At 63.0% G+C, this 15,820-nt stretch carries 12 protein-coding genes and 1 pseudogene; 4 read left to right on the top strand and 9 right to left on the bottom strand.

Going from position 1 to position 15,820, the window contains the following annotated elements; genetic code table 11:
* Positions 1–24: 24 nt before the first annotated feature.
* Both ACZ6WW_RS03925 and ACZ6WW_RS03920 read left to right on the top strand, forming a co-directional pair.
* Positions 25–1,479 (top strand): DUF4139 domain-containing protein, encoded by a 1,455-nt coding sequence (locus ACZ6WW_RS03925; protein ID WP_465273064.1) that lies wholly within the window; start codon positions 25–27, stop codon positions 1,477–1,479.
* 303 nt (positions 1,480–1,782) lie between these two features.
* Complete coding sequence (locus tag ACZ6WW_RS03920) at positions 1,783–2,538, top strand: enoyl-CoA hydratase/isomerase family protein (RefSeq protein WP_465273063.1); 756 nt, start codon at positions 1,783–1,785, stop codon at positions 2,536–2,538.
* Here the strand turns inward: ACZ6WW_RS03920 and ACZ6WW_RS03915 are convergent.
* From ACZ6WW_RS03915 to ACZ6WW_RS03905, 3 genes and pseudogenes are all read right to left on the bottom strand, one after another.
* Positions 2,535–3,383 (bottom strand): sulfurtransferase, encoded by an 849-nt coding sequence (locus ACZ6WW_RS03915; protein ID WP_465273062.1) that lies wholly within the window; start codon positions 3,381–3,383, stop codon positions 2,535–2,537. The genes ACZ6WW_RS03920 and ACZ6WW_RS03915 overlap by 4 nt on opposite strands.
* Positions 3,380–4,182: pseudogene (locus ACZ6WW_RS03910) on the bottom strand (CoA pyrophosphatase). The gene ACZ6WW_RS03915 and the pseudogene ACZ6WW_RS03910 overlap by 4 nt, the downstream one beginning before the upstream one ends.
* A 54-nt stretch (positions 4,183–4,236) precedes the next feature.
* Positions 4,237–4,953, bottom strand: a complete 717-nt coding sequence (locus ACZ6WW_RS03905) for an FKBP-type peptidyl-prolyl cis-trans isomerase (protein ID WP_465273061.1) — start codon at positions 4,951–4,953, stop codon at positions 4,237–4,239.
* A gap of 132 nt (positions 4,954–5,085) precedes the next feature.
* Here ACZ6WW_RS03905 and ACZ6WW_RS03900 point away from each other — a divergent pair, with 132 nt between their 5' ends.
* Complete coding sequence (locus tag ACZ6WW_RS03900) at positions 5,086–5,868, top strand: enoyl-CoA hydratase-related protein (protein ID WP_465273060.1); 783 nt, start codon at positions 5,086–5,088, stop codon at positions 5,866–5,868.
* 283 nt (positions 5,869–6,151) lie between these two features.
* Here the strand turns inward: ACZ6WW_RS03900 and ACZ6WW_RS03895 are convergent, their stop codons facing one another.
* The 5 genes from ACZ6WW_RS03895 to ACZ6WW_RS03875 form a co-directional block, all read right to left on the bottom strand.
* The gene (locus ACZ6WW_RS03895; RefSeq protein WP_465273059.1) at positions 6,152–7,081 is read right to left on the bottom strand and encodes a DUF1684 domain-containing protein; all 930 of its coding nucleotides are present in this window, start codon (positions 7,079–7,081) and stop codon (positions 6,152–6,154) included.
* A 61-nt stretch (positions 7,082–7,142) separates the two neighbouring features.
* Positions 7,143–8,978 carry a DNA mismatch repair endonuclease MutL gene (gene mutL, locus ACZ6WW_RS03890; RefSeq protein ID WP_465273058.1) on the bottom strand — a complete coding sequence of 612 codons (1,836 nt, stop codon included), beginning with the start codon at positions 8,976–8,978 and terminating at the stop codon, positions 7,143–7,145.
* A 43-nt stretch (positions 8,979–9,021) separates the two neighbouring features.
* Complete coding sequence (locus ACZ6WW_RS03885) at positions 9,022–10,623, bottom strand: N-acetylmuramoyl-L-alanine amidase (RefSeq protein ID WP_465273057.1); 1,602 nt, start codon at positions 10,621–10,623, stop codon at positions 9,022–9,024.
* A gap of 172 nt (positions 10,624–10,795) precedes the next feature.
* Entirely contained in the window at positions 10,796–11,260 is a 465-nt protein-coding gene (gene tsaE / locus ACZ6WW_RS03880) for a tRNA (adenosine(37)-N6)-threonylcarbamoyltransferase complex ATPase subunit type 1 TsaE (RefSeq protein WP_465273056.1), read from the bottom strand.
* Positions 11,257–12,738, bottom strand: a complete 1,482-nt coding sequence (locus tag ACZ6WW_RS03875) for an NAD(P)H-hydrate dehydratase (protein WP_465273055.1) — start codon at positions 12,736–12,738, stop codon at positions 11,257–11,259. The genes tsaE and ACZ6WW_RS03875 overlap by 4 nt, the downstream gene beginning before the upstream one ends.
* Before the next feature lie 58 nt (positions 12,739–12,796).
* On the opposite strand from ACZ6WW_RS03875, the gene queG reads away from it, so the two are divergent.
* Positions 12,797–13,870 (top strand): tRNA epoxyqueuosine(34) reductase QueG, encoded by a 1,074-nt coding sequence (queG, locus tag ACZ6WW_RS03870; protein ID WP_465273054.1) that lies wholly within the window; start codon positions 12,797–12,799, stop codon positions 13,868–13,870.
* A 242-nt stretch (positions 13,871–14,112) separates the two neighbouring features.
* Here the strand turns inward: queG and pgi are convergent, their stop codons facing one another.
* Positions 14,113–15,747, bottom strand: a complete 1,635-nt coding sequence (pgi, locus tag ACZ6WW_RS03865; RefSeq protein WP_465273053.1) for a glucose-6-phosphate isomerase — start codon at positions 15,745–15,747, stop codon at positions 14,113–14,115.
* Between the last annotated feature and the right edge of the window lie 73 nt (positions 15,748–15,820).

The following is a 15,820-nucleotide window of genomic DNA, read 5'->3' as shown; positions in this document are numbered from 1 at the left end:
GATCCCACGAAAGGAGTTCGCCCCATGCGCCGCCCCTCCCCCTCCCTGCTCGCCCTTGCCTGCGCCACCGCTTTCGCCGGCCAGGCTGCCGCCGCGACACTTGACCATACCGAGTTGACGCTTTATCGCAGCGACGACAGTTCGCTTTTCAGTGCCGACAACAATGGCAGCGTCTCGTCCGGTTACGCCGTGGCACGTGAGCCGCGCGCGCTGGATCTGAAAAGCGGCGTGCAAGACGTCAGCCTGAGCGGCCTACCGCAGTTCCTCGATACCGAAGGCCTGTCGCTGTCGATCGATGGCGGCGCGAAGGTGATTTCGCAGCGGCTGATTCTCGGCCAGGGCCAGGACGCGATTGCCGGCAGCCTGGTCGGCAAAGATATCTCGGTGCTGGGTCCCGATGGCAAACCCATGATCAGCGGCACCCTGATCAGCGCCAACAACGGGCTGCTGATCAAAGGCCCTCAAGGCACAGCCTTGATCCGCAACTATGCGGGTATTCTCGGAAACGGCGATATGACGCCAGGGTCCGTGTTGCAGGTTCGGGTACAGAGCGAGCGCGCCGGGAAGGCCGATGCCGTGCTTAGCTACCCTACTTCGGGCCTGGGTTGGCGTGCGTCTTATATTGGTACCTTGCAACCGGGTAGCAGTTGCAAGATGCGTTTCGAAGCGCGTGCCAGCATTGCAAACCGCAGCGGCCGCGACTGGAACGGCCTCAAGCTGACGTTGATCGCCGGCGAGCCGAATTTGAACAAACCGTCGGCACCACGTGCGTACATGATGGCCAAGGCGGCTCCGGCGCCGATGGCCGCGATGGATGCGATGCCCGAGCAAGCCACGCTGGCTGATTACCGCAGCTACACCTTGCCCGGCAGCATCGATCTGCCCGATGGCAGCGTGACGCAATCGCCGCTGTATGCCACGCGCACGATCGATTGCGAGCAGACAGCACTCTACGAATCGGGTAACCGCGGATGGCATCCTCCGCAGCCGTACATTTCACCGGATCTGATGAGCGACGGCGGCAACGTTATAAGCACAGTGCAGATCAAGGCCTTCGACAGCCTGCCCGCCGGCTTCCTGCGCGTCCTGACTGCAGACCGTAGCGGTACGCCACAGGTAATCGGTGAAGGCCGCATCAATGACACCGCCAAAGGGCAGGATGCCACCATCACATTGGGGCAGGCGTTCGACCTCACGGCGAAACGCGAGCGCACCGCATTCAAAGTGGATCAAGCCGCACGCACGATGGATGAATCGTTCAAGATCGACCTGAGCAATGCCGGGGACAGCGCGCGCACGATCACGGTGCGCGAACGTCCCAGTCGTTGGCGCGAATGGACGGTGACTTCGTCGTCAGCCAAGCCGAGCAAGCAATCGCCGGACACGCTGGATTTCCGAGTCGAAGTGCCTGCGCATGGCAACGCTACGCTGGAATATTCGGTACGTTATCAGTGGGCGGCTGATATCAAGCCGCAATAACGAAACGTCGGCCCCACCTAGTCGTCATTCCGGCGCAGGCCGGAACCCAGTGACTTCGGTAATCGGTTGTCGCGTCGCCGCCTCATCACTCTTGGATGTGTTCGCGAAAACCCACAACTGAGCCCACTGGGTTCCGGCCTACGCCGGAATGACGACTAGGTGGGTCACGAGTGAGTCACGGACGACTCACGAACGGCACGTCTCCACTCCCGTTTGAAACAAACCCTTGCTGCACCGCCTGTTGCATCCCGCCCCATTTTATCGGCCAATGGCATCTTCCCTCTCCCGCCTCCAGGCCGTGCCATGCTCAACATCATCGCCCACGACGCCATCGTCGAAATCAATCTCGCGCGACCGCCGGTCAACGCACTGAATCTGGAACTGCTGCATGCTCTGCGCGATGCGTTGGATCGCGCCGTAGCCGATGGCGCACGCGGCATCGTGCTGTCCGGCGCGCAAGGCATGTTTTCCGCCGGCGTAGACGTACCGTCGCTGCTCGGTCGCGAGCGCGAGGACATTCGTACCTACTGGCATGCCTTCTTTACCGTTTGCGCGCGCCTGGCGCGTTCCCCCGTTCCGGTGGTTGCGGCCATTACCGGCCACAGCCCCGCTGGCGGCGCGGTGCTCTCGCTGTTCTGCGACTACCGCATCATGGCAAACGGCCCGTTCCGCATCGGCTTGAACGAAGTACAGGTGGGCCTGTCCGTGCCGGAATGCATCCAGCTGGCATTGCGCCGTGTCGTGGGCGCGTATCGCGCGGAACGTCTGCTGATGGTCGGCGCGATGATCGATTCGGAACAAGCACTGAGCTATGGATTTGTCGATGAGCTGACCGCGGTCGAACAAGTAGTGCCGCGTGCGCTGCATTGGCTGAGCGACGTGCTGGCGCTCCCATCGCTCGCCATGCTTGCCACACGAGCGACCGCACGCGCCGATCTGAGTACCGCCTATGCCGACGTCGACGCTCTGCCGTTGAACGACTTTATCGATGGCTTCTTCCATCCGCAGACCCAGGCCGTTCTGCAGGCACTGGTCGCGCGACTGAAGAACAAAGGCTAGTCGCCCTTGGCCACCGGGCGGCTGCGGTCACTGACCCAGCCGCTCCACGAAGGCGCGTACAGGCGCGCACCGTGCAGACCGGCATGCTCCATGGCCAGCAGGTTATGGCAGGCCGTTACACCCGAACCGCACATATGCACGACCCGGTCGGCCGTGCTGTCGCCGAGTATGGAGCGAAACTCCTCGCGCAATGTTGCAGCGGGCTTGAAGCGTCCCTGCTCGTCGAGGTTATCGCCATAAGGACGATTGCGCGCACCGGGCACATGTCCTGCCACCGGATCGAGCGGCTCGACATCGCCGCGGAAACGCGGATTGGCGCGCGCGTCGATCAGCAATGCGCCGGAGCGATCCGAAGCGTCGTATTCAAACAACACCTGCGCCGGGTCGTAACGCACCGAGACGTTACTCGCCACACGCTCCTGCACCTTCGTTTCCACCGGCTTGCCCGCGGCCAGCCACGCCTGATAACCGCCATCGAGCACGGCAACATCGCGTACGCCGACGAGGCGCAGCATCCACCACAGACGCGCGGCGGCTAAGGCACCACCGGCGCTGTCATAGGCAACCACCTGCATGCCGGGCTGCCAGCCCCAACGCGATAGCAGCGTGCTGAACGCGGATTCCATCGGCAACGGATGACGCCCCAGACCTTGCGGAATGCGCGAAAGATCAGACAGGTCGTCTTCGAGGCTGGCATAGACAGCGCCGGGGATGTGTCCCTCGCGATAAGCCTGCTCGCTCTTGCTGCGATCGGCCAGGTCGGTACGGCAATCGACGATCAGTACACTCTCGGCCGCCAATGCGGCCAGCTCGTCGACCGAAATCAACGTTGTGTGCAAAGTCATACGCGCCCCAGCCTCGTCAGCAGATTCAGCAACATGGCCGCTGTCGCGCCCCAGATGCGGTAACCACCGTGCGTGAATTCCACCATGGCGCGACGATGGCCACGAAAATCCATGGTGTAGCGCCGCAGGTTGGCCGGCTCCAGAAAGAACGATAACGGCACTTCAAAGATATCCGCCACCTCATCCGGGGCGGCATACACCGGCGCATCGGCGGACACGCGCGCCACCACCGGCGTGACACGAAACCCGCTGATCGTTTCGAAACCGTCGAGGTAACCCATGGGTGTAACGAGCGTCGGATCGAGACCGATTTCTTCGTGCGCCTCACGCAAGGCCGTATGCACGGCATCGCGATCGTCCGAATCCATGCTGCCGCCGGGAAACGCCACCTGCCCGGCATGCGACTGCAAATGATCGGTACGCACGGTCAGGATCAATCGCGGCTCGACGCTTTCTCGCAGGGCCACCAGTACGGCAGCCGGACGGCGCTCGCCTTCGCCCAGCAGATCGGCCATTTCGGCGTGGTTCCAGCCTGGCCCTGTCGGTGGTTGCGACAGCGGCAGTAATGCGCCTTCCAGCTCGGGCCACGTCGGCCCCATCAATCGAGCCGCCGCGCGGGAAGAATCTCACGCATATAGCGCAGGCGCTCGGCATCGTCCATGCCACGCCAGCGCGCGATCTCATCGCCGCTGCGCAGGCAACCTTCGCAATAGCCGCGAAAATCCAGCCGGCAGATGCCGATGCAGGGGCTTAGCGGAGGTGTAATGAGGGGGGCGGAATCGTTCGACATGAGCCTCATATATTAGCTCAGGTCGCCTCCGACCAAACGCTGCGGTGCGAGAGCAGCCCCGTATCAGGGCTGCTTGATTTCGAGTAGCTCGATTTCGAACACCAGGGCCTCGTTCGGCCCGATACGCGGCAAGGCACCGCCTTCGCCATAGGCGAGATTCGGCGGGATCACGACCTTCCAGCGGTCGCCCACGTGCATGCGCGGGATCACGTCCTGCCAGCCGCGAATGACCTTGTCGACCATGAAGCTGACCGGGGCGCCACGGGCCCAGGTGCTATCGAACTCGGTGCCGTCGATCAGCATGCCGCGGTAGTTGACCGTGACCATGCTGGTCACCACCGGGCTGGCGCTACCGTCGCCCTTCTTCAATACCTGGTACTGAATGCCGGAGGGCAATTGCACCACGCCCGACTGCTTGGCATTGCGCTCGAGGAAGTCCGCGCTCTTGCGGGCGTTCGATGCCGCTATGCGCTTGAATTCGGCAACAGCCTGATCGTGAGCCTGACTGTCGAGTGCCTGCAACTGGCGATGCATGTCGAGCATCGGCACCGCGGGCGGACGCTTGTTATAGGCGTCCTGAATGGCTTTCTGCAGCGTGGCGATATCGACATCCGGATCGCCGCCAGCGAACTGGCTGCCGATCTGGTAACCGATCGCATAGGAAAGCTTGTTCTTGTCCAGCTTCACGGGAGCCGGACCGGGCGCGGCGGCGCGATTCTGCGCATGCGCCAGACTTGCCAGCAAAAGCATGCCCAGAGCCAACCAACGCCAATATGTCATGCCATCCTCCGTCGCAACTCGCGAACCTTACCATGCCCGTACGCATCCAGCGCCCGGATCAGGCATAAGAAAGCGGGCCGCCGCAAAGGTTCCCGCTGATAATATTGCGCTTTATCTACCGGACAACTTGCCATGGCCTATCGCAACCTGGAAATCAGCAACCGCGGCGCGGTGCGCCATATCGTCGTCAACCGCCCGGACAAACTCAATGCGCTCAATCGCGAGACGCTCAACGAGTTGACCCTGGCCTTTGCCCAGGCTGCGCAGGACGATGCCGTGCGTGTCGTGGTATTGGCCGGTGCGGGTGAGAAAGCATTCGTGGCCGGTGCCGACATTGCCGAAATGAACGGATACACACCGGTGCAGGCGCAGGGATTTTCGCGTGCGGGGCAACGCCTGATGAGCAGCATCGAGCGCCTAGGCAAACCGGTAATCGCACGCGTGCAGGGTTTTGCCCTGGGCGGCGGCATGGAGCTGGCGATGGCTTGTCATCTGCGCGTGGCCAGCGAAAAAGCCAGATTTGGCCAACCGGAAATCAATCTGGGGCTGATTCCGGGCTTCGGGGGCACGCAACGCCTGCTGCGATTGGCCGGACGCGCCGCGGCACTCGAGCTGTGCCTGCTGGGTGCGCCGATCAACGCGCAGCGCGCCTATGAACTGGGCGTGGTCAACCGCGTCGTTGTGCCCGAGGCACTGGACGACACGGTCAATGCGATGGCCGATCAACTGGCCGCCGCCGCGCCGCTAGCCGCCGCCGGCATTCTCGATGCCATCCTGCAAGGCGGCGAGACCGTGATCGATCAAGGACTTGAGTTCGAGACCCAAGCGTTTGCACTGGCTTTCTCGACCGACGATATGCGCGAGGGGACGACGGCGTTCCTGGAGAAGCGCAAGGCGGAGTTCAAGGGGCGCTGAGAGCTAACCTCCGAAGACCTGGCTAGTTTGTAGGATCGACTTCAGGGAACCTCTAAAAACCTTACCTATTCGTCATCCCGGCGAAGGCCGGGATCCACTCCTCAGTTGCCGCTTGTCAGGCAGCATGTGGCGAGTATCTAAGCTGAGGAATGGATTCCGGCCTTCGCCGGAATGACGACAAAAACTGAGGTTATTCGAGGTGCCTTTTAGCCACGATATGCCGTGACGTAACCATGACATCGCAACTGAAACCGCTCCTACAAAATCAGGATAGCTCGAGGTTTCAGTGCTCTGAGCCGCGGTACTTCTTCTCGCCCGCGGTCACCGCGACATCCAACCGATTCTCCGGCGGTGCCAGCGGACAGGTCGCGTATTCGGTGAAGGCACACGGCGGGTTGTAGGCGCGATTGAAATCCAGGATCACCTTGCCGTCTTTCGGCAGCGCGGCGTAGAGGAAACGCGCAGCGCCGTAGGTTTCCTTGCCTGACGTGCGGTCGGCCAGCACAAAGAACAGCTCGCCGCCCGGCTCTTCCTGATACGGCAGCAGTTCGAAAGTATGACCGTCGCGCTTGAAGACGGCCTTGCCCGGCACGTCGACCTTGTCGATGGTACCCAGCACCGAACCGATCTCCAGCTTGTGCGGCGGATCGAACGGCACCCAGTCGGCAACGATGCGCCAGGACGGGTCGATGGGGTAATAGTCCAGCCCCAGGAAGTGTTTGCGCGTTGCCGCGTCCGCATCCTTGACGCGCAGCCCTTTGCGACCATCGCGCTCGATCACGTAGAAATTCGCGGTACCAAAGGCGATCGTCGTCGGATGACCGTTTTCACCGGCCTGGATATCGTCGACCAGTGTCGACTCTTGTGTTGGCTTGCCATCGATAGTGGCACCACTGTCCTTGGCCAGCACGATCTTGACCGTGCCATCGGTGGCCAGGGTGACCACGCCCAGGTGCGCCGGGCCGACTTTCAGCACGATGTCGTTGTCGCTGGCGCTGCCTACCCGGTTGGCGCCCGGGTGCAGCCATTCCAGCCCGACCAGGCTAAGCCAGCCGTCCGGCGCGGTAAGGCGCTGCAGGCGCCCCTGCTTCCATTGCTCGACCTGTTTCGTCACCTCGGCGGCAGAGGCGTCAGACAGCGACACGGTATTTTCGGCGTGCACAGTAACCACTCCAAGACTCAAACCAAACCCAAACAGAAATCGACCTAGCATGGCGGACACCGGTGAGATGGACGTTTTGCAGTATGGACGTCCAAATCCAGAACGCAAGCCTTCAGCGGCCTCGCATGAACAGGCGGTCCAACTCACCCAGGCTGAGCTGGGTCCAGGTGGGACGGCCGTGGTTGCATTGCCCGGAGCGCTCGGTCGCCTCCATCTCACGCAGCAACGCGTTCATCTCGGGCACGCTCAGACGGCGGCCAGCGCGCACCGAGCCATGACAGGCCATGGTCGAAAGCAGTTCGTTTTCGAGCTCCTGCAGGCGCCGGGAGCTGCCATGTTGAGCAAGCTCTCCGAGCACATCGCGGCAGAGCTGCGCTACATCCGCGCCTTCGAGCAAGGCGGGAATGCGCCGCACCACCACGCCGGACGGGCCGCTGCGCGAAAGCTCCAGACCCCACTCGGCAAGAGCGTCGGCATGTTCTTCCGCGGCGGCGGCTTCCTTGGCGCTGACCGAGACCTGCAACGGCACCAGCAACAACTGCGAACGCAGATTGCTGTAAGCGCGCCCCGTCTTCAGCTTTTCATAGGTAATGCGCTCGTGTGCTGCATGCATGTCGACCAGCACCAGACCCTGCGCATTTTCCGCGAGGATGTAGATGTTTTTCAGCTGCGCGATCGCGAAGCCCAGCGGCGGCGCGTCGCCCTCTTCCGTTTCGGGTAACGGCATGGCGGCGGCCACCGGCGCATTGCCCGGCTGGCCCAGCAATGCAGCGTAGTCAGCCAAGGGTTCGTCGCGCACCCCGAGGTTCAACCGGTTCTGGCTGAATTGCCCGGACCACGCGGGTGTCGAGGTTCGCACCGGCATGGGATTGGCGTATGCAGCTTGTGTCGTCGACGCCATCGCCAATACGCCATCGCTCGATTGCGCGTTCGTCACCACCTGGCCGGCACGCGTCTGCGCCAACGCTTCGTGCAGGGTACGAAACAGGAAATCGTGCACCAGCCGTTGCTCGCGGAAGCGCACTTCGCTCTTGGCCGGATGCACGTTGACGTCGACGCCAGCCGGATCCAGTTCCAGATACAGCACGAAAGCAGCGTGCCGGCCATGGAACAGCACGTCGGCATAGGCCTGCCGCACCGCGTGCGCTACGATGCGGTCGCGCACGAGGCGGCCGTTGACGTAGAAATATTGCGAATCGGCCTGGGACCGCGATGCCGTCGGCAAACCGACCCAACCAGAAAGATGCAGGCCCGCCGCCGCGTGATCGATACGCAGGCTTTGCGCCGGGAACTCCTCGCCCAAGACTTCGGCCACGCGTTGCAAGGCGGCGTTTTCGTCGCGTGCTGCCTTGAGCATGCGCACCGGCTTGCCGTTGTGACTCAGGCGGAACTCGACCTTGCTGCGCGCCAACGCCAGCGACTTGAGCAAGTCATCGATATGCGCAAACTCGGTGCGCTCGGCGCGGAGAAATTTGCGTCGTGCCGGCACGTTGTAGAAGAGATCGCGTACCTCGACGCTGCTGCCTTGCGGATGCTGTGCCGGCCGCGCCGCTTGCAGCTTGCCGCCATCGACTTCGATGCGAAACGCCGCGTCTTCGCCGCGCGCGCGCGAGGTCAGCGCAAAGCGTGCCACCGACGACACGGAGGCCAAAGCCTCGCCGCGAAAACCCATGCTGGCGACGTGCTCCAGATCGTCGAAACTGCCAATCTTGCTGGTGGCATGCGATGCCACCGCCAGCGGCAGTTCGTCCTTGGGAATACCGCCGCCGTCATCGCGTACGCGGATCAGGCGTGCACCACCCTGCTCGATATCGACTTCGATACGGGTGGCGCCTGCATCGAGGCTGTTTTCCACCAGTTCCTTGACCACGGACGAAGGACGTTCGATCACCTCGCCGGCGGCAATCTGGTTGATCAGTTCAGGCGGAAGCGGGCGTATGGCAGACATCGGGCAAGCTTAGAGCTTGAACCCGATGAGGGCTAGACCGTGCTTAGCTGGAGGGGATCGCCAGCACCATGCCGGTGCGCACAGACGCATCGCTGGTGAGACGATTGGCGCTCTTGAGCGCGCTGATACTGACGCCATACTGGCGCGCTATGCTGCGCAGGCTCTCGCCGCGCTCGACCTTGTGCAGATCGCGCACGTCTTCGTCCTTGCTGGCGCTGGCAACCATGGTCTTGCTGGACGGGGCCGGCGACTTGCTGCTGTCGTCGTCATCATCGGCAGCGGCATTGTCGGAACCGCTCGTGGAAGCGACCTGCACCCCTGCTCTGCGGGCCGCCTGAGCGGCAAACCAGCTACCGGGCGGCGGCGTGGCTTCGAAGTAGTTGCGCACGCCACCCATGACCGCTTCGGCCAGGCGCGATTGATGCGTCGGATCGCGCAGCTTGCGCTCTTCCACCGGATTGCTGATGAAGGCCGTCTCGACCAGGATCGAGGGCACATCCGGCGAACGCAGCACGACAAAGTTCGCGCGCTCGACATAACCACGATGCGTCGGGCCCAGCGACCCCAATGCCTTCAATACGTTACCGGCGATCGATTCGCTGGCCTGCATGGCGTAACCCTGCTGCAGATCGAGCAACACCGCAGCCAGGCTATCGTCCTTATCGTCCAGCGACACGCCGCCGATCAAGTCCGCGCGGTTTTCGCGATCGGCCAGCCAGCGCGCCGCTTCGTTGGTCTTGCCACGCGGCGACAGCACCCACACGGACGAGCCGCGCGCGTCGGAGCTGGTGTACGCGTCGGCGTGAATCGAGACGAACATGTCCGCGTTGTTCTCGCGCGCGATCTTGTAGCGCTGCGCCAGCGGGATGAAATAGTCGCCATCGCGCGTCAGCACGGCCTTCATGCCGGGCTGGCGATTGATCTGATCGGCCAGCTCCTTGGCGACCGCCAGCGTCACGTTCTTCTCCAAGGTGCCGCCCGGACCGTGCGAACCCGGATCCTTGCCGCCGTGGCCGGCATCGATCGCCACCACGACCTTGCGGCTACCGTTGAGCAACGCCGCGGCCTGGCGCGTGGAGGCCATACCGCTCTGACTGGATTTGACGCTATTGCGGCCGCCGGACTTGCTCGGCGTTACCGTCGGTGGCGGAACAGATGGCGCGGCGTCGGCGACCGGTGCCGAATCGTCATCGTCGTCGACCGGCGCGGTCTTGCTGCTGCCGGCGCTTCCCTTGCCCTGATTTCCTTTGCCTGGATACAGGTCGACCACCAGGCGGTAATCCTTGGCATCGGCGGACGGCTTGATGACAAAGCTCTTGGCGCGGCTATCAGGGTCGACCTTGGCGGTCAGCAGCAACCGGCTGCCCTGGCTATCGCTGCCCAGGCCCTTGTACAGGCCCTGGGCCTTGGGCGAGACAAATCCACCGGCGAGTGCACTGCTCGGCAGATTCAGCACGACCTGGCCACTGTCCTGATCGATCTTGTAGGTCACCGGGCCGGACAGATCCAGCACCAGGCGGGTGTATTCCGGCCCAGCCCAGACGCGGGCCGACTTCACATCAGCCGCTTTGGACACACCAAAGGGCAGGCTCGCCAGGATGGCGAAGCTGGTGATTAGGCAACATACGGCGCGGTATCCCCTCATAGGGCGGTATTGAAGCGCAGCGTTTCGCTGAACACAAGCCCCTTTTCCCTTGATTATCCATAACCTGCAAGCTTTTCGTCAGGTGACGTCCAGCTTTGGGCTGTAAACGAAGCTATCGAATTGGCGGCGAAAAGCATGAAGGCATCAAAAATTAACCAGACCAAACAAAGACTTAAACCTTTCCCATTCGCGTCAGTAGCGCCGCAGCACGCGATGTCAGCGCGCTGAACGCCGCCTTACGACCCAATCCCGCATAAGCCAGGTCAATCTGCAGATCGGCCGCCGGCAACGCACCCGCACCACGCTCCGGCCACTCCACCAGCACCAGGGCTGCCGGATCGGAGAGCGCGTCCAACCCGAGCCACTCCAGTTCACCAGGATCGGCAATCCGATACAGGTCCAGGTGCCAGGCCGTGCGTTCGGGCAAACGATAGGACTCGACCAGACTGTAGGTCGGACTCTTGACGCGCTCGCCGACCCCGAGCGCCATCAACAGGGCTCTGGCGAAACTGGTCTTGCCCGCGCCCAGATCGCCATGCAGATAGATGACCAAGCCTTCGGCCATGACCGCCGCGACCTGTTCGGCCAGGGCGATGGTGGCGGCTTCGTCGGGTAGATCCACCGACCAGCGACTCATGCGGCGTTCTCGTTCAAAAGGCGCCGGATCGGCCCAAGCAGATCGCTGGCGATCAAGCCGCGCTCGCCCTCCTGTGCCGCCGCATCGCCAGCACGCGCGTGCAGTCCGACACCGAGGCAGGCCGCTTCCCAGGCATCGAGGCCCTGGGCCAGCAGGGCGGCAATCACGCCGGTCAGGAGGTCGCCCATGCCACCGCTGGCCATACCGGGATTGCCCCAGGGACAGACGGCTAGACGTCCATCCGGTGCGGCAATCAGACTGCCTGCGCCCTTGAGCACGGCAACCGCGTTATAGCGCGTGGCCAGTTGGGTTACCGCGGCATAACGGTCAGCCTCGATCTCCCGAGTGGAGATGCCGAGCAAACGCGCTGCCTCGCCAGGATGCGGTGTCATCACCGCCGCTTGCTCGAAGCGACGTGGCTCCAGCGCCAGCAGGTTCAAGCCGTCGGCATCGAGCACCAGCGGTTTGCCGGCCTCCAGCGCGGTCAGCCACATCGCATGCCCCCAACCCGCCTGACCCAGCCCCGGGCCTACCGCAAGCACGCTGGCTTTTTTAAGCAGCGGCTCCAGCGCCTGCGGGCCATGCACGCCATGCGCCATCAGTTCCGGGCGCGCACTGTTCAAGGCAATGATGTTCTCGGCCTGCGTCGCCACGCTGACCAGACCCGCACCGGCTCGAAGCGCGGCTTCTCCACAAAGACGGATGGCCCCCGCGGTGCCATGATCACCGCCAATCGCCAGCACGTGGCCGTTATTGCCTTTGTGCGCATCGCGCGCACGACGCGGCAAGGTGTGCACGTCCAGCAACGAGGCATACGCCGAACGATCCGCCCATAATTCCTCGGGCAGGCCGAGCGTATCGAGTTCCAGCAGACCCACCTGGCCAGCAGCCTTGCCGGTGTAGAGCCCCCGCTTGGCCGCAATAAAGCTCACCGTCACGGCGGCGCGAATGGCCGCGCCCGGGCATTGGCCGGTATCGGCATCCAGCCCACTGGGAACATCCAATGCCAGCACGGGAATGCCACTGCGATTGATCCGTTCGATCAGCGTCGCCGTAGCGCCTTCGGGCGCGCGCCGCAGCCCGGTGCCATAGAGCGCATCGACGATGACATCGGCCTCGGCCAGCACATCGGGAGCATCGCCATCGACGACATGCACATGTGCCGCTTCGCAGGCAGCGCGTGCGCGCGCGGCATCGCCATGGGAAGGACCGCCGACCGACCAGACATCGACATGCATCGACGCTTCGCTGGCCAACGCGGCAAGCAGGAACCCGTCGCCGCCGTTATTGCCCTGCCCCGCGTAGACGGCAATGCGACGCGCGTAGGGCCAGTGACGCCGCAAGCTGGACAAGGCCGCCCAGGCGGCACGGCGCATGAGCTCATAACCGGGAATACCCAGGTCGTCGATCGCACGCTGGTCCAGCGCGCGCACCTGATCGACCGTGTAAAGCGCGTGGCGATGCGTTTGGGAAGTCATCGGGCGATTGTAGAAGCCGCGTGGCATGAGGCAAGCATTCAGCGCGTAAAATACCCCGATGTCCTCCTCTCCGCCCTCTCGCGATTACGCTGCGCTCGCGCGCGATATCAAGCGCTGGGCGCTGGAACTCGGCTTTGCCGATGCGGGCATCGCCGATACCGACCTGACCGAGGACGAGCTGCATCTCAAGCGCTGGCTCGACGACGGCCACCATGGCGAGATGGATTACATGGCGCGCCACGGCGACAAGCGCAGCCGCCCACAGGAACTCGAACCCGGCACCATCCGCGTTGTTTCAGTACGCATGGACTATGTCCCGCCCGGCACACGCAATGCATGGGACGTACTGGGCGATGCCGAAGCAGGCTATGTCGCGCGCTATGCCCTGGGGCGCGACTATCACAAGCTGATGCGCAACCGGCTGCAGAAGCTGGCCGAGCGCATCCATGAACAGGTCGGCGATTTCGGTTACCGCGCTTATGTGGATTCCGCGCCGGTGCTGGAAAAGGCCCTGGCGCGCAACGCCGGGCTTGGCTGGATCGGCAAGCACACGGTGCTGATCAATCGCCGCGCGGGTTCGTACTTCTTTCTGGGCGAGCTTTATACCGACCTGCCCTTGCCGGTCGACAAGCCTGCCAGTGCGCATTGCGGCAGTTGTCGACGTTGTATCGATATCTGTCCGACGCAAGCGATCGTCGCGCCGTATCGGCTCGATGCGCGTCGCTGCATTTCCTATCTCACCATCGAGTTGAAGAGCAGCATCCCGGAAGAATTGCGTGCACCGATGGGCAACCGCATCTTCGGCTGCGACGATTGCCAGTTGATCTGTCCGTGGAACAAGTTCGCGCAGGACGCCAGCGAGCCAGACTTCGCTCCCAGGCACAGTCTGGATGGGGCCAAGCTGGTGGAGCTGTTCGGTTGGAGTGAGGAGGAGTTTCTCAAGCGTACCGAGGGCATGGCGATTCGGCGCACCGGGTTTGAAGGGTGGCTGCGGAATATCGCGGTGGGGTTGGGGAATGCGCCGTCTTCTGCCGAAGTGATCGCTTCGCTGCGTGCGCGGGCCGACTATCCGTCGGAGATGGTGCGGGAGCATGTGGCGTGGGCATTGCGACAACACGGCAAATCTTTGTAGGAGCGACTTCAGTCGCGACCGGCCGTGATGCAACGGCGCATCACGAGTGAGGAAAACTCCGCCCCTTCCTACTCGTCATCCCGGCGCAGGCCGGGACCCAGTGACTTTGCGGTCGGTTATAGCGAAAAGCATCAAGCGTCCGGCCTATCGCGAAAACCGGAGATCGAAGTCACTGGGTCCCGGCCTGCGCCGGGATGACGGTAGGAAAAACTGGGGCTATTTAAGAGTTTGCCGAATAGCTATTAGCCTTCGCGCTTGCCTTGGATGGCTCCAATAAGCGCCTGCGTCGACAAATCCAACGCCGCCAGCTCCTTCGCATCGCCATTCAACGCCGGCAGAATCTGCCGCGCGATCGACTTGCCCAGTTCCACGCCCCACTGATCGAACGCATTGACGCCCCACAAGTGACCGAGCATGAACACCTTGTGCTCGTACAACGCAATCAGTGCGCCAAGCGAATGCGGCGTCAGCGCATCGAGCATGAACACGCTGCTGGGGCGATTACCCGGGAACGTACGCTGTGCGGCCAAGGCACGGCGCGCAACCTCATCGCCCTCCTTGGCTTCGGCCAAGGCCTCGTCGAACGTCTTGCCCAAGGCCAGCGCCGCGGCCTGCGCCAGCAGATTGGATAGCAGCGCATCGTTGCTGGCACGCAGATGGTGCGCCGGCTTGATCACGCCAATAAAATCGAGCGGCACCGTGTCGGTACCCTGGTGCAGCGCCTGGAAATAGGCGTGCTGTGCGTTCGTGCCGACACTGCCCCACACGACGGCCACCGTCGAGCCTTTGACGTGGCCACCTTGCGGCGTGGCCTGCTTGCCGAGGCTTTCCATTTCCAGCTGCTGCAGGTACGAGGTCAGATCGCCCAGCAGGTCGGCATACGGAATCACCGCACGGCTGCTGTAGCCCAGCACATTGCGATTCCAGTACTCGACCAGCGACAACAGCACCGGCAGGTTCTGTCGCCACGGCGCGGTACGGAAATGGTCGTCGACCTCGGCGGCGCCGGCAAGGAACGCACGGAAATTCTCCATGCCCACCGCCATCGCAAGCGACAGGCCGACCGCGGACCATACCGACAGGCGGCCACCGACGAAATCCCACATCGGATACACGTGCGATGCCGTAATGCCCCAGGTCTCGGCTGCTTTGACGTTGGAGCTGACCGCAAGAAAATGCCGCGTCGTGGCGCGCTCGTCGCCTTCGTAGGCGCGCACGATCCAGTCGCGCAGCACCTGGCTGTTGAGCAGAGTTTCCTGCGTCGTAAACGTCTTGGAAACCACGATGACAAGAGTGCGCCTGGGATCGAGATCGCGCATCAGGTCGGCTGCCGCCTGACCGTCGACATTGGTCAGGAAATGGCTGCGAATACGCGGCACATGAAAATTGTTGAGCGCATGCGTGGCCAGGCGCGGGCCCAGATCGGAACCGCCGATGCCCACGTTGATCACGTCGGTAATCGTCGGCGCGAGACCGAGACTTTCGGTATCGCCGTGCTCGACGGCATGGACCAGCTTTTCGATACGCTGCAGCGTTTGCTCGATTTCCTGCAGCGCCTCGCGCGGTGCCGGCGATTTCAGGCGCGAACCGCTGGCACGCAAGGCCGTGTGCAGCACCGCGCGGTTTTCCGAGGTATTGATCGGTTCACCGGAGAACATCGCATCACGCGCCTTCTCCCAACCGCTGGCCTCGACAAAAGCACCCAGCGCATCGAGCGCTTCGGCATCGAGCTTCTGCCGGCTGAGGTCGAGCAGGATCGGACCCAGTCGCAAACGCAGGCTTTCGCCACGTGCGCCGTCTTTCAGCAGATCGCGCAGGTGGGTACGCGAAAGACGCTCGACATGTTCGGCAAACGGAGAACTCGAATCGGCAGACATAGGGACTCGCAGATGGGTGGCACGGAAGCCTCCATCTTACGAGTTGCGATGTGAAGGTAAAACGTTTGAGTCA

Source organism: Dyella sp. NPDC103356, assembly GCF_055584465.1.
Note: the sequence above shows the minus strand (reverse complement) of the source record. Positions and strands in the feature narration are given on the sequence as shown.

What these genes read in the sequence shown, in the direction of transcription:
- ACZ6WW_RS03900 (WP_465273060.1), top strand. Translation starts at nt 5,086, where the DNA reads ATGGCCTATCGCAACCTGGAAATCAGCAACCGCGGCGCGGTGCGCCAT.
- ACZ6WW_RS03875 (WP_465273055.1), bottom strand. Translation starts at nt 12,738, where the DNA reads ATGACTTCCCAAACGCATCGCCACGCGCTTTACACGGTCGATCAGGTG.
- tsaE (WP_465273056.1), bottom strand. Translation starts at nt 11,260, where the DNA reads ATGAGTCGCTGGTCGGTGGATCTACCCGACGAAGCCGCCACCATCGCC.
- ACZ6WW_RS03895 (WP_465273059.1), bottom strand. Translation starts at nt 7,081, where the DNA reads ATGCTAGGTCGATTTCTGTTTGGGTTTGGTTTGAGTCTTGGAGTGGTT.
- pgi (WP_465273053.1), bottom strand. Translation starts at nt 15,747, where the DNA reads ATGTCTGCCGATTCGAGTTCTCCGTTTGCCGAACATGTCGAGCGTCTT.
- ACZ6WW_RS03920 (WP_465273063.1), top strand. Translation starts at nt 1,783, where the DNA reads ATGCTCAACATCATCGCCCACGACGCCATCGTCGAAATCAATCTCGCG.
- ACZ6WW_RS03915 (WP_465273062.1), bottom strand. Translation starts at nt 3,383, where the DNA reads ATGACTTTGCACACAACGTTGATTTCGGTCGACGAGCTGGCCGCATTG.
- mutL (WP_465273058.1), bottom strand. Translation starts at nt 8,978, where the DNA reads ATGTCTGCCATACGCCCGCTTCCGCCTGAACTGATCAACCAGATTGCC.
- ACZ6WW_RS03885 (WP_465273057.1), bottom strand. Translation starts at nt 10,623, where the DNA reads ATGAGGGGATACCGCGCCGTATGTTGCCTAATCACCAGCTTCGCCATC.
- ACZ6WW_RS03925 (WP_465273064.1), top strand. Translation starts at nt 25, where the DNA reads ATGCGCCGCCCCTCCCCCTCCCTGCTCGCCCTTGCCTGCGCCACCGCT.
- ACZ6WW_RS03905 (WP_465273061.1), bottom strand. Translation starts at nt 4,953, where the DNA reads ATGACATATTGGCGTTGGTTGGCTCTGGGCATGCTTTTGCTGGCAAGT.
- queG (WP_465273054.1), top strand. Translation starts at nt 12,797, where the DNA reads ATGTCCTCCTCTCCGCCCTCTCGCGATTACGCTGCGCTCGCGCGCGAT.